This window comes from Azospirillum sp. SYSU D00513 (assembly GCF_017356015.1).
In the GTDB taxonomy this organism is placed as follows: domain Bacteria; phylum Pseudomonadota; class Alphaproteobacteria; order Azospirillales; family Azospirillaceae; genus Azospirillum.
The window spans coordinates 119,702-133,337 of record NZ_JAFIQV010000009.1 but is presented as its reverse complement, the minus strand read 5'-3'; the positions used below and the strand labels follow the sequence as shown (position 1 = coordinate 133,337).

Annotated in this window: 11 protein-coding genes; 8 read left to right on the top strand and 3 right to left on the bottom strand. The window is 69.0% G+C overall.

Features of this window, described 5'->3' with window-relative positions; all coding sequences use genetic code 11:
• Positions 1-90 precede the first annotated feature (90 nt).
• The gene (locus JUB11_RS09340; RefSeq protein ID WP_207458245.1) at positions 91-1,020 is read left to right on the top strand and encodes a LysR family transcriptional regulator; all 930 of its coding nucleotides are present in this window, start codon (positions 91-93) and stop codon (positions 1,018-1,020) included.
• Between the two features lie 170 nt (positions 1,021-1,190).
• Positions 1,191-2,105, top strand: a complete 915-nt coding sequence (locus tag JUB11_RS09335) for a LysR family transcriptional regulator (protein ID WP_207458244.1) — start codon at positions 1,191-1,193, stop codon at positions 2,103-2,105.
• Between the two features lie 17 nt (positions 2,106-2,122).
• On the opposite strand, the gene JUB11_RS09330 is transcribed toward JUB11_RS09335, so the two are convergent.
• From JUB11_RS09330 to JUB11_RS09320, 3 genes are all read right to left on the bottom strand, one after another.
• Positions 2,123-3,097, bottom strand: a complete 975-nt coding sequence (locus JUB11_RS09330) for an AraC family transcriptional regulator (protein WP_207458243.1) — start codon at positions 3,095-3,097, stop codon at positions 2,123-2,125.
• 122 nt (positions 3,098-3,219) lie between these two features.
• Positions 3,220-3,963 (bottom strand): SDR family oxidoreductase, encoded by a 744-nt coding sequence (locus tag JUB11_RS09325; RefSeq protein ID WP_207458242.1) that lies wholly within the window; start codon positions 3,961-3,963, stop codon positions 3,220-3,222.
• A 218-nt stretch (positions 3,964-4,181) separates the two neighbouring features.
• On the bottom strand, positions 4,182-4,940 hold the full coding sequence (locus tag JUB11_RS09320) for an IclR family transcriptional regulator (RefSeq protein ID WP_207458241.1): 759 nt from the start codon (positions 4,938-4,940) through the stop codon (positions 4,182-4,184).
• Between the two features lie 180 nt (positions 4,941-5,120).
• On the opposite strand from JUB11_RS09320, the gene JUB11_RS09315 reads away from it, so the two are divergent.
• From JUB11_RS09315 to JUB11_RS09290, 6 genes are all read left to right on the top strand, one after another.
• Positions 5,121-6,722: a gamma-glutamyltransferase gene (locus JUB11_RS09315; protein ID WP_207458240.1), complete on the top strand. Its 1,602-nt coding sequence runs from the start codon at positions 5,121-5,123 to the stop codon at positions 6,720-6,722.
• Positions 6,723-6,809: 87 nt separating this feature from the next.
• The gene (locus tag JUB11_RS09310) at positions 6,810-8,420 is read left to right on the top strand and encodes an ABC transporter substrate-binding protein (RefSeq protein WP_207458239.1); all 1,611 of its coding nucleotides are present in this window, start codon (positions 6,810-6,812) and stop codon (positions 8,418-8,420) included.
• A 70-nt stretch (positions 8,421-8,490) separates the two neighbouring features.
• The gene (locus JUB11_RS09305) at positions 8,491-9,432 is read left to right on the top strand and encodes an ABC transporter permease (protein ID WP_207458238.1); all 942 of its coding nucleotides are present in this window, start codon (positions 8,491-8,493) and stop codon (positions 9,430-9,432) included.
• The gene (locus tag JUB11_RS09300; protein WP_207458237.1) at positions 9,432-10,325 is read left to right on the top strand and encodes an ABC transporter permease; all 894 of its coding nucleotides are present in this window, start codon (positions 9,432-9,434) and stop codon (positions 10,323-10,325) included. The genes JUB11_RS09305 and JUB11_RS09300 overlap by 1 nt, the downstream gene beginning before the upstream one ends.
• The gene (locus JUB11_RS09295; protein ID WP_247886947.1) at positions 10,322-12,040 is read left to right on the top strand and encodes an ABC transporter ATP-binding protein; all 1,719 of its coding nucleotides are present in this window, start codon (positions 10,322-10,324) and stop codon (positions 12,038-12,040) included. The genes JUB11_RS09300 and JUB11_RS09295 overlap by 4 nt, the downstream gene beginning before the upstream one ends.
• Positions 12,041-12,095: 55 nt before the next feature.
• Complete coding sequence (locus JUB11_RS09290) at positions 12,096-13,595, top strand: M81 family metallopeptidase (protein ID WP_207458236.1); 1,500 nt, start codon at positions 12,096-12,098, stop codon at positions 13,593-13,595.
• The last annotated feature ends 41 nt before the right edge of the window (positions 13,596-13,636 follow it).

The window sequence follows — 13,636 nt, the reverse complement described above, 5'->3', positions numbered from 1 at the left end:
CGCTCGTCGCTGCCGGTGCCTGATTCCTATCCTCGCTGGCTTTTCGGCGAAACCGGCATAAGATGAACCGAACTGTTCGAGAAAATCGAAATGGGGGACATCGACATGACGGGCTCCGGCGCCGGCAATCCCGGCACCCCCACCTTCGACCAGCTGCGCGTCTTCCTGACCGTGGTCGATGTCGGCAGCTTCGCGGGTGCGGCCCGCCGGCTGGGCCGGGCGACCTCGGTGATCAGCTATTCGATCACCAATCTGGAGGCGCAGCTCGGCGTGTCGCTGTTCGACCGGGGCACGACCAAGAAACCCCGGCTGACCGAGGCCGGACGCGCCGTGCTGTCGGAGGCGCGCTCCATCGCCAACGGCATGGGCAGCCTGCGGGCGAAGGTCCGGGGGTTGGCGCGCGGGCTGGAGGCGGAGGTTCATCTGGCCCTCGACGTGATGCTGCCGGCCTGGAGGGTGGTCGATGCCCTGAAAGCCTTCCGCGAGGCCTTCCCCACGGTGACGCTGCGGCTCTACGTGGACGCGCTGGGCGCCGTCACGCAGATGGTCCTCAACCGCACGGCGACCGTGGGCGTCAGCGGGCCGCTGGACGTGGAGATCGACGGAATCGAGCGCATCGGCGTCGGCTTCGTCGATCTGGTCCCGGTCGCGGCCCCCGGCCACCCGCTGGCCGCCGGCCGCAACGCCCCCGGAGCCGGGCGCGACCATGTGCAGCTGGTGCTGACGGACCGCTCCACCCTGACCCAGGGCTGGGAGTTCGCGGTCATCGGCACGCGGACATGGCGCTTGGCCGATCTCGGCTCCAAGCACATGCTGCTGAAGGAGGGGATCGGCTGGGGCAACATGCCGCTGCCCATGATCCAGGACGACCTCGACGCCGGCCGCCTCGTCCGGCTCGACATGCCGGACTGCAAGGGCGGCCCTTACCGGCTCCAGGCCGTTCACCGCACCGACACGCCGCCGGGTCCGGCGGCCTCCTACCTGATTTCCCGCTTCGAGGCCCAGGCGTCGGAGGAGTGACGGCGCGGACGGTGTCAATATGTCTCGGCGCTCCTGCCTTCATCCCATGATCCGGTGTTTGATCGTCCTTCGTCGTCCGGCCCAATCCGGCAACCATGGGAGGGATAGCCGAGCGGGCCGGAATCGATTAGACGCTAAGATCCCAATGTGCCGTTGAATGGGGCTCAACGATGCCGCGTGGTGACCTTCCCGACCTGGCCTCCTTCCTCGTCATCGCGGAGGAGGGCAGCTTCACGCGCGCCGCGGCGAAGCTCGGCGTTTCGACCTCCGCCCTCAGCCACGCCATGCGGGCGCTGGAGGAGCGGCTCGGCGTCCGGCTGCTGGCGCGCACGAGCCGCAGCGTCTCCGTCACGGAAGCGGGGGAGGAGCTGCTCCGCACCCTCCGGCCGGCGCTGGAGAGCATCGACGGCGCCGTCACCGCGCTGGCGCGCCGCCGCGACAAGCCCTCGGGCACGATCCGCATCACCTCCGTCATGCACGCCGTGACCTCGGTGATCTGGCCCGTCCTGCCCGGCTTCGTGGCGGAGCATCCGGACGTGACGGTCGAGCTGGTCGTCGATTACGGGCTGCGCAACATCGTCGCGGAACGCTTCGACGCCGGCATCCGGTTCGGCGAAATGGTGGAAAAGGACATGATCGCGCTGCGCGTCGGCCCCGACCTGCGCATGGCGGTGGTGGCATCCCCCGCCTATCTCGCCGGCCGCCCCGCGCCCGTGACGCCCCGCGACCTCGGCGCCCACCGCTGCATCAACTACCGCCTGATCTCGTCCGGTGGCCTCTATGCCTGGGAGTTCGAGAAGGACGGTGAGGAGTTGCAGGTCCGGGTGGACGGCCCGCTGACCTTCAACGAACCCGACCTGATGCTGAAGGCCGCGCTGGACGGCATGGGCGTCGCCTATCTGTTCGAGGATCAGGTGACCGAACACGTGGCGTCCGGCCGCCTGGTTCGCCTGTTGGAGGACTGGTGCGCGCCCTTCCCCGGCTTCTTCCTCTACTACCCCAGCCGCCGCCAGCAGCCCCCGGCGCTGGCGGCCTTCGTCAACGCGCTGCGGCGTGGCTGGGCGGCGCGGGCGGGGGAGGGGTGAAAATAAGATGAGGGAACTCAGGCGGAAGCGGTGATGCGGCCCTCTGCCGTTGGACGTGCGTCGGCGCGCATCTCCTTCGCGAAGTGGCTCGGCGGGCGGCCAACGTTCTTTCTGAAAGCCGTGCTGAAAGCGCTGGCGGATTCGTAGCCGATCGCGAAGGCGAGTTCTTCGAGAGCCATGCCGCCGCGCCGCAGGAGGTCCTTGGCCACGGCCATTCGCCACTGGATCAGGTAAGCCATCGGCGGCAACCCCACGGCGGTCGCGAAACGCTCGCTGAACGCGGACCGGGACAGGCCCGCCTCGCGCGCCAGCTCGCCGACGGTCCAGTGCCGTTGGAGGTCGGCGTGGAAGCATCGCAGAGCCCTGGACAGGTTCGGGTCGGCCAAGCCGCGGAGAAGGTTTGGCCTTCCGACCGGGTGGGCGCTTTCTCCCGAGTGGCGGAGCGCCTCGACCAGCATGACCTCGACCAGCCTTTCCAGGATGAGGTCCCGGCCCGGCCGGCGCGCGAGGGCCTCCTCCGTGGCAAGGTCGATCATGGCCGCCAGGCGCTTCGCCGTGACGTCCGCGCCCCGAACATGGACGAGATCCGGAAGCAGCTCCGCCAGAAGGGAGATGTTCGCGGGATCGAAGAGGAAGTAGCCGCCGAGCATTTCGAACTCCGCGGTGCCCTCCTGGTCGCCATGGCGGACTTCCGTGAGCCCGTCCGCCGTCCCGGCATCGACCATGACGGGTTCGGCCGTGACGGGTTCGACATCGGGATCGCTTGCCATCACGAACCCTGGGGCGGGTGGCATCAGGACGAAGTCCCCCGCGGCCAGGGTCGCAGGGGCCATGCCGTCGCGGATCAGGTGGCAACGGCCGGACAGCACCAGCCCGTAGCCGGCGACCTCGACCTTGGGATAGCGGACTTCCCACCGGCCCGATTCCGTGATGAGCTTGGGATGGACGACCCGCGGGCGCAGGAGCGAGATGATGGCCGAGAGCGGTTCCATTCCGGACGATGCATGAAGACATTCGCTCCGGACATCATGCGCCGCGTTCGGCCAGCCGTTCCAGCGGATTGCACCGGCGGGTTGCCGCGGACGATGCCCGCCTCCCTGGCCCGCACGGCGTTTCAGCGTGCCTGCGCGAGCGCTACGGCGTCGGCCCCGGCGGGATAGCGCAGACGATCGGTCCCATCGGTCGCCGCCGCGTAGACCGCCTCGGCGACGTCGCTTTCCTTCGTGACCAGGGCAGGCCTGGCGTATCCGGCGAAGATCGGAGCCGCGAACTCCGCGTAGGCCGCCGGGATCAGTTCCTCCACCCGGATGCCGGCGTTCTGCGCGAAGCGCGTGGTGGGCGCATAGCCGGGCTCCACGAGCTTGACCCGCACGCCGAACGCGGCGAGTTCGTGCGCCAGGGAGCCCGTGAATCCCTGGATTGCCGTCTTGCTGGCCGTGTAGGCCGCCGCGAGCGGCATGGGCGCGAGCGTCACGCTGGAGGTGACGTTCACAAGCACGCCCGACCGCCTTTCGCGGAACTGGGGAATGACGGCCTGGGTCACCGCCATGACGCCGAAGGTGTTGGTGTCGAACACCCGCCTGATGTGCGCCATCGGCGTCGCCTCGAAGGCACCGACGACGCCGATGCCCGCGTTGTTGACCAGAACGTCGATGGGACCGCTCGCCTTGATGGCCGCCGCGACACTGTCCGGGTCCGTCACGTCGAGCGGGAGCAGGCGGATGCGGTCCGATGGCGGCAGGATGCCCTCGCGCGGCTTGCGCATGGTGGCGATCACGTTCCAGCCCTGGTCATGGAAGTGGATGGCGGTCTCCAGCCCGTAGCCGGATGAGCTGCCAGTGATGAGCACGGTTTTCATGTGGATCTCCTCGGGTGAACCGACGCGACCAGAGTAGGACTTGCGGCTGGAGACGAGGAATAATCAGAGCGCCGGAAAACATTACCTATCGTCCGGAAAAGCTTCCCACCTCCAGCCTTGGCGCGATGGCCGGACGGAACCGCTGTTCACACGCACCGACCTGCCCCAGGAGAGACGCCGCACGGGCGGGGGGGAGGGGGGATGAAACCCGGTGGCGGTCAGAAGGAGTGCGCGGTGTCGATGAGGTACGGAACGATCTCCTTCACCAGCCGCGCGCGGTCCCAGGTCAGGCCCGAGACGGAGCATTGGATGGCCGCCCGCGCGGTGCCCTCGCGGCGGATCGGTGCCGAGATCCCGACCTCGTTCATCAGCAGTTCGTTGCTGGCGACGGAATAGCCGTTCTCCGCCGCTTCGTTGATCAGTTCCAGAATCTTGGGACGGTCCATGAGCGTGCCGGGCGTGTAGCGGCGCATCGGCCATTCCTCGACGCAACGGCGCCGCTCCTCCTCGTCACGAAGCGACAGGATCGCCCGCCCGGACGATGTGTTGAGGGCGGGCGCGCGCCGGCCGATGATCGTCGCGGCGTAGGCGGTCCGCGCGCTCGGAAGGCGCGCGGCGTAGACGATGCTGTCCTGGTCCAGCAGCGCCAAGTTGACCGTCTCCCCGATTTTCTGACGCAGGTCGATCAGCTTCGGCATGGCGGCGCGCACCAGCCCGTCGGACCACAGGTAAGCGTTGGCGAGTTCGAGGAACTTCACGGCCGGCCGGTAGCGCCGCGTGACCGCGTCCTTGTCCAGGTAACCCAGCCTGTGGAAGGTGTTCGCCAGCCGCTGGGTCGCGCTTTTGTCGAGCCCCGCCGCCTCGGCCAGCTCCCGCAGGCCCAGCTCCGTCCGCTCCTCCCCGAAGGCCGCGAGGACGCGCATGCCCTTCTCGACGGAGGCGACGAAGAGCGTGTCCTGCCTGTCCTCACCCGCCATGCCGGACCTCCCCAGGGATGCTCATGAATTGAGCAATAATATTCATTGACCAAAGGTTAATCATCAATCTAGCATCGTGTATCACGGTTCAGGATATCATAATATGATACACCGTTCACCGTTGAACTGCTTCTCTGACAAACGATCCTGCCAAGCAGCGTGCCGGGCCGGGGTGCGCCGGTGAGGGCGGCTTCGCTTTCGCAGACGGTCCGCAAGCCGGCGGTCGTCTCGCGCACGGGCATCGTCGCGGCCCAGCACCGCGGCGCCGCCGAAATCGGTGCCCATGTTCTTGAGGCGGGCGGCGATGCCGTGGACGCCGCCGTCGCCACTTCCTTCGCCCTCGGCGTGCTGGAACCCTGGATGAGCGGGCCTGCCGGCGGCGGCCTCATGATGATCTGGCGGGCGGAGGAGGAAAAAGCCTACGCCGTGGAGTATGGGATGCGCTCCCCGGCGGCCCTTGATCCCGCCGATTATCCGCTGGCCCCGGCGGGGCGTGCCTCCGACCTGTTCCCCTGGAAGGCGGTGGTCGGGGACCGCAACGTGGAGGGCGCGACCGCCGTCGCCGTTCCCGGCACGGTCGATGGCGTCGGGCTCGCCCATGAACGCTTCGGCCGCATGCCGTGGCGCGAGCTCCTTCAACCGGCCGCCGGGCTCGCCCGCGAGGGTTTCGAACTCGACTGGTACGCCGCCCTCATGATCGCCTCGGCCACGCGGTCGCTCGCCCGTGATCCCGACGCGGCCGCCCTCTTCCTGGAGGACGGCCGCTGGCCTCCCGTCGCGGCCGCGAGCGACGGTCCGCCGAAGCGGATCCGGAACGCCGCGATGGCCGCCACCATCGACCGGCTGGCCGAGAAGGGGCACCGCGAGTTCCACGAGGGCGAGCTTGCCGAGGCTCTGGCCTCCGACGTGCGGTCCAAGGGCGGTTCCCTGTCCTTCGATGATCTGCGGGCCTACCGGGCCACGCTCTCCCCGGTCGCGCGCGTCCCCTACCGTAACGGCGGCTTCTACCCGGCGCCGGGCCTGACCGCCGGGCCGACCCTCGCCGCTGTGTTCAGGTCGCTCGCCGGACGGACGGGCTTTCCCCGCGCCGGGCTCGGCCCGGAGGGCTACGCCGCCTACGCCGACGCCATCGGCGACGCCTACCTGGAGCGGCTGGCGACCATGGGCGACCGGGATGCGCCGCACAGCCCCAGCTGCACGACGCATTTCTCGGTCGTGGACCGGCGGGGGAACATGGTCGCGATGACCCAGACGCTGCTGTCGGTCTTCGGCGCGCGGGTCGTCTCGCCAACCACCGGGCTGCTGCTGAACAACGGCATCATGTGGTTCGACCCGGAACCCGGCCATCCCAACTCGCTGGCGCCGGGCAAGCGATGCCTGATGAACGTCTGCCCGATGATCGGGGAGGTTGGCGACGGGCGTTTCGCGATCGGCGCCTCGGGCGGACGCCGGATCCTGCCGGCCATCGCCCAGATCGCGTCCTTCCTGATGGACCATGGCATGAGCCTGGAGGAGGCCTTCCACCAGCCGCGGATCGACGTCAGCGGAGGACCCGCCCCCGTGGCCGACGACAGCCTGCCGGCGGACACCCTCACAGCCCTGGCCGCCAGCCATGGCGCCACGACGGCCAGGCGTTCGGTCTACCCGCTCGCCTTCGCCTGCCCGGTCGGGGTGATGCGCCGGGACGGCATCAATCTTGCTGCGACCGAGGTCATGTCGCCCTGGGCCGACGCCGTCGCCGAGCGCGCCGGGACCCGGAGCCCGGAAGAGGAGCGACCCTGAACAAGAGGCCCGGACACCGGGCCTGGAGACGCGCACCCGAACACAATCTTTCGCCTTCAGACCGTCCTACATGAGGAGAAGCCGAGCATGCGACCCGAACCCCTCCAGGCCTCGTTCCTGAACCGAGCCGTGCGGAAGAGTCTTCTGGCATCCCTTGTCGCGCTGACGGCCGCGGTCGCCGTTCCGGCGGGCGCGCAGGACCTCAAGGCGGTCATGCATTCCGGCATCCGGGTGCTCGATCCGATCATCACCACCGCCCACATCACCCGCAACCACGGCTACATGATCTACGACACGCTGCTGGGCGTGGACGAGAACATGAAGCCGCAGCCGCAGATGGCCTCCTGGACGGTGTCCGACGACGGGCTCGTCTACAGCTTCACCCTGCGCGACGGGCTGAAGTGGCACGACGGCCAGCCGGTCACCGCCGAGGATTGCGTCGCCTCGCTCAAGCGTTGGGCGGATCGCGACGGCGGCGGCCAGATGCTGATGCGCTCGACCAGGAGCATCGAGGCGAAGGACGCCAAGACCATCGTCCTGACCCTGTCCGAGCCCTTCGCCTACGTGATCGAGCTGATCGCCAAGCCGTCGGCCGTGCCCGCCTTCATGATGCCCAAGCGCATGGCCGGAACGCCCTCGACGGAGGCGATCAAGGAGCATGTCGGGTCGGGTCCCTTCCGCTTCGTGGAGAGCGCCTTCCAGCCCGGCGTCCGCATCGTCTACGAGAAGAACAAGGACTACATGCCCCGTTCCGAGCCGGCGAGCTGGACGGCGGGCGGCAAGGTGGTGAAGGTCGACACGGTCGAATGGGTCACCATGCCCGACGCCCAGACCGCCATCAACGCGCTGAACTCCGGCGAGATCGACTTCATCGAACAGCCGCAGATCGACCTGCTGCCGCTGCTCACCTCGAACGACGAGCTGGAGGTCGGCGTCCTCAACACGCTGGGCTACCAGACCATGGGGCGCGTGAACTTCCTGTACCCGCCCTTCGACAATCCGAAGATCCGCCGGGCGGCGCTGATGGCCATGAAGCAGGAGGACGTGCTCGGCGCGCTGGTCGGCAACCCCGACTACTATTCGGTCTGCGGCGCCATGTACGGCTGTGGCACGCCGCTCGGAACGGACGCCGGCGCCGGCACCCTGCTGACCGGCGGCGACCCGGCGGGAGCCAAGGCGCTGCTGAAGGAGGCGGGCTACGACGGCACCCCGGTGGTGCTGATGCAGCCGACCGACGTCACCACGGTCTCTCCGCAGCCGGTCGTGGCGGCGCAGCTCCTGCGCAACGCCGGCTTCACCGTCGACCTCCAGCCGATGGACTGGCAGACGCTGGTGACGCGCCGCGCCAGCCAGGCCAAGCCCTCGGAGGGCGGCTGGAACATGTTCTTCACCAACTGGGTCATCCCCGAGGTCTGGAACCCCATCGTCAACCCGATGCTGAACGGCGGCGGGCGGAAGGCGGCCTGGTTCGGCTGGCCGGACGACCCGAAGCTGGAGGAGCTGCGCAAGGCCTTCGTCACGGTCAAGACGGACGGGGAGCGCAAGGCCATCGCCGCGGACATCCAGAAGCACGCCTACGAGACGGTCAACTACATCCCGCTCGGCCAGTACGTGCCGCCGGCCGCCTGGAGCAAGTCGCTGTCCGGCCTCATGAAGTCGCCGATCACCACCTTCTGGAACATCGCCAAGGCCGAGTGACCGCGGTGTCCGGAGCAGCCGGGGGCGCCGTCATCGGCGCCCCTCCTTCCCCGCAGGGCCGAGGTGCATCATGACAGGCTATCTCATCCGCCGCGTCCTCGCCGCCGTCCCGGTGATGGTCGTGGTCGCGCTGTTCGTTTTCCTTCTCCTGCGCCTGACGCCGGGGGACCCGGCGGCCATCATCGCCGGCGACATGGCGACCCCGGAACAGCTCGAGCGCATCCGCGGCCAGCTCGGCCTCAACGAGCCGATCTACGTCCAGTTCGTGACCTGGAGCATGCAGCTCCTGACCGGCGACTTCGGCACCTCCCTGATTTCGCAGACGCCGGTGACCACCCTCATCGGGCAGCGGCTGGAACCGACGGTCAGCCTCGCTCTGATGACCATCCTCCTGTCCGTCCTCATCGCGGTGCCGATGGGGGTCGTCGCGGCCTGGCGGCACGGAACCTGGATCGACAACATCGTCATGAGCGCCTCGGTCCTGGGCTTCTCCATCCCGGTCTTCGTGATCGGCTACATCTTCATCCAGATCTTCGCCATCGAGTTCAAGCTCCTGCCCGTGCAGGGCTTCCGTTCGATCTTCAACGGCTTCGGCGGATTCCTGGAGCGGGCCATCCTGCCCTCCCTGTCGCTCGCCTCGATCTACATCGCGCTGATCGCGCGCATGACGCGCGCCAGCATGCTCGACGTGCTCGGCGAGGATTACGTGCGGACGGCGCGGGCGAAGGGGCTCGGCGAGAACATCGTCCTGTTCCGCCACGCGCTCCGGAACGCGGCGGTGCCGATCATGACCGTGATCGGAACGGGATTCGCGCTCATGATCTCGGGCGTCGTCGTCACGGAAAGCGTCTTCAACATCCCCGGCCTCGGCCGGCTGACCGTGGACGCGATCCTCGCCCGCGACTATCCGGTGATCCAGGGGCTGATCCTCTTCACCAGCGGGCTCTACGTCCTGATCAACCTGCTGATCGACCTGTCCTACGCATTCCTGGACCCGAGGATCCGCTACTGATGGCGATCAACCTGGACAAGCACGCGGAGCCGGCGCTGGAACGGCGCGGCCGCCGCCCGGCGCTCCGGATCGGCCGCTTCGGCCCCGCCGCGATCCTGGCCGGCCTCTGCCTCCTGGCGATCACGCTGGTCGCGGTCCTGGCGGCCTGGCTGGCCCCGCACGACCCGATCCAGATGAACCCGTCGAACCGGCTGAAGCCGGCGAGCGACGCCTTCCTCCTGGGCACCGACGCCTATGGGCGGGATCTGCTGTCCCGCATCCTCTACGGCGCCCGCATCTCGCTGACCGTCGGCATCGGTGCCGCGGTGGTCAGCGTCGCCATCGGCCTTCCCCTCGGGCTCGCCTCCGGCTTCTTCCGCGTCCTCGACGGAATCCTGATGCGGGTGATGGATGGGCTGATGGCGATCCCGAGCGTGCTGCTGGCCATCGCCGTCGTCTCGCTGACCGGCGCCAGCCTCTGGACCGTGCTGGTCGCCATCACCATTCCGGAGATTCCGCGCGTGGTGCGGCTGGTGCGCGCGGTCGTGCTGTCGGCGCGGGAGGAGCCCTACGTCGAGGCCGCCATCGCCGTCGGCAGCAGCCTGCCGAAGATCATGTGGCGGCACCTGATGCCGAACACGATGGCTCCGCTCATCGTGCAGGGAACCTATATCTGCGCCTCGGCCATACTGACCGAGTCCATCCTCTCCTTCCTTGGTGCCGGCATCGGCACCGAGACGCCCTCCTGGGGCAACATCATGTCGGAGGGGCGGGCCTACTTCCAATTGAAGCCCTCCCTGATCTTCTGGCCGGGCCTGCTGCTGTCGGTCTGCATCCTGTCGATCAACCTGCTCGGCGACGCCGCGCGGGACATGCTCGACCCCCGCCTCAAGCAACGTGGAGGCCCGAGATGAGCGAGACACCGATGAGCGTGGCGCCGATGAACGAGACACCGGTGAACCGGCCGGCGGGCCGGGACACCATCCTGTCCGTGCGGAACCTCGTGGTGGACATCGGCATCGGCGGGGCCGCGCCGATCCTCGACGGCATTTCCCTGGACATCGCGGCCGGCGAGACCTTGTGCCTCGTCGGCGAAAGCGGGTCGGGGAAGTCCGTGACCTCGCTCGCGGCCATGGGCCTTCTTCCCAAAAACGCGCTCCGGGTCCGCGGCGGCGGCATCGCCCTGGACGGGGAGGATCTCCTCGCGGCGGGTGCCGCCCGGATGAGGCAACTGCGCGCGACCCGCATGTCCATGGTCTTCCAGGAGCCGATGACCGCCCTCAACCCCGTCCTGACGGTCGGGCGGCAGATCGAGGAGGTGCTGCAGGCCCATGCCCGGCTGTCCGCGCGGGAGCAGCGGCGGCTGGTCCTGGAGATGATGGAGCAGGTCCATCTGCCGGACGTGCAGCGCGTCCATGCCTCCTACCCGCACCAGCTCTCGGGCGGGCAGCGCCAGCGCATCATGATCGCCATGGCCCTGATCCTGAAGCCGAAGCTGCTGATCGCCGACGAGCCGACGACCGCGCTCGACGTTACCACCCAGCGGCAGATCCTGAAGCTCATCCGCGAATTGCAGGAGAGGCAGGGCACGGCCGTCCTCTTCATCACTCATGACATGGGGGTCGTCGCCGACATCGCGGACCGCGTCTGCGTCATGCACCGCGGCCGGGTCGTCGAGACCGGGAGCATCGACGCCATCCTGCGCGCGCCGGCCGAGGAATACACCCGCAACCTGCTGCGCGCCGTCCCCTCGCTCCAGCCCCGCCCGCCGCGCGGCGAGACCAGCCGGGAGGTGGTGCTGGAGACGGTCGAGCTGGGAATGGTGTACGGCCGCAGCTCCTCCTTCTTCCGCCGCAAGGCGGGAACGGCGGCGGCGCAGGACGTGAACCTGTCCCTGAAGAGGGGGCGCACGCTCGGCATCGTCGGGGAGAGCGGGTCCGGCAAGTCCACCGTCGCGCGCTGCGTCATGCGGCTCATCGACCCGACCTCGGGCAGCGTGCGTGTGCGCGGCAAGGACATCTCCGGCCTGTCGCGCTCGGCGCTCCGCCCCCACCGCAAGCGCATCCAGATGATCTTCCAGGACCCGAACCGCTCGCTCAACCCGCGCCTGACCGTCGGCGAGAGCATCATCGAGGGACCGGTCAACTACGGAACGCCCCGCAACCAGGCGCTCGCGAAGGCGCGCGAACTGCTCGAACTGGTCGGGCTTCCGCCCGACGCCATCGACCGCCACCCCCACCAGTTCTCCGGCGGGCAGCGCCAGCGCATCGCCATCGCCCGGGCGCTCGCCATGGAGCCGGACGTGCTCGTCGCGGACGAGGCGGTGTCGGCGCTCGACGTGTCGGTCCAGGCGCAGGTTCTGCGCCTGCTCGACGACATCCAGACGCGGCTCGGCGTCGCCATCCTCTTCATCACCCACGACCTGCGGGTCGCGGCGCAGATCTGCGACGAGGTCGCGGTGATGCGCAAGGGGCGGGTGGTCGAGCATGGCCCCGCCGAGCAGGTTCTGCGCCGCCCGGAGCAGCCCTACACGCGGGAACTGCTGGAAGCGGCTCCCGGCAAGGAATGGGACTTTCCGAACTTCCGGCCGCTGGCTTCCGGCCCGGCCGTCACGGGCACCGTCGCCTGATTTCCCCGAGCGCTTTCCCGGGTGCTGGCGCACCTCTCAGCGAGTGAGAAAGAGCATGTCGAAGACGCGGATCGCCATCGGCGGTTTCATGCACGAGACCAACACCTTCGGGCCGAGCAGGGCCGATTACGACGCCTTCCTGGATGGCGGCGGCTGGCCGCCCCTGTCGCGGGGAGCGGCGATGATGGAGGCGATGCGCGACGTCAACATGGGCGTCTGCGGCTTCATGGAAGCGGCTGGGCGGCAGGGGTGGGAGCTGGTCCCGACCCTCTGGTGCGCGGCGAGCCCCTCGGCCCAGGTGACGAAGGACGCCTTCGAGCGGATCGCGGCCATGCTCATCGAGGGCATCGGGAAGGCCGGGCCGCTGGACGGGGTGTATCTCGACCTGCACGGCGCCATGGTGACCGAGCATCTCGACGATGGGGAAGGGGAGATCCTCGCCCGCGTGCGGGCGGTGGTCGGGCCGGAGGTGCCGGTCGTCGCCAGCCTGGACCTGCACGCCAACGTGACGCCGCGGATGGTCGCGGAAGCCGACGCGCTGATCGCCTTCCGGACCTATCCGCATGTGGACATGGCCGAGACCGGCCGCCGCTGTGCCGCCTACATGGCGCGCCGGCTGGCCGGCCCCCCCGACGCCAAGGCCTTCCGGCAGATCCCATTCCTGATTCCCATCGTGTGGCAATGCACGGACATGGAGCCGTGCCGGAGCCTCTATCGAGCGGTCGCGGAGCTGGAGACCGGCGGTGTCGGGTCGGTCTCCTTCCTGACGGGATTCCCGGCGGCGGACTTCGCCGATTGCGGCCCGTCGATCATCGCCTATGCCCGGAGCGCCGGGGAAGCGGAACGCGCCGCAGACGCCCTCATGGAAAAGGTGATCGCGGCCGAAGGCGCCTTCGCCGGGCAGGTCTTCTCGCCGGAGGAGGGGGTGCGCCGGGCGATGGAGATCGCGCGCGGCGCCACCCGCCCGGTGGTCATCGCGGACACGCAGGACAATCCCGGCGCCGGCGGCGATTCCGACACCACGGGCATGCTGCGCGCGCTCGTCGCGGCGGGGGCGGAGCGGGCCGCCATCGGCGTCATCGTCGATCCGGCCGCCGCTCTGAAGGCCCGCGCGGCCGGTGTCGGCGCGGAGATCCGTCTGGCGCTCGGCGGAAAGTCCGGCGTGGCGGGCGACGCGCCCTTCGACGGGACCTTCGTGGTGGAGGCCGTGTCGGACGGGTACCTGACGGCCACCGGTCCCTACTACGGCGGGGCGCGCCTGCGGCTCGGACCCTCGGCCTGCCTGCGCATCGGCGGCGTGCGCGTCGTCGTCGCCTCCAGCAAGGCCCAGCTCGCCGATCAGGAAATGTACCGCTTCGTCGGCATCGAGCCGCGCGACCAGGCCATCCTGGTGAACAAGAGTTCGGTCCATTTCCGGGCCGACTTCACGCCCATCGCGGAAGCCATCCTCGTCTGCGCCGCGCCGGGTCCGATGCCCGTGAGCGCGGCGGACCTGCCCTTCAAGCGCCTGCGCCCGAACCTGCGTCTGGCACCGAACGGGCCGGTCTTCGCCTGACCAAAATCTGCCTACTTAAGCCAACCCAGAAAAATCGCGAT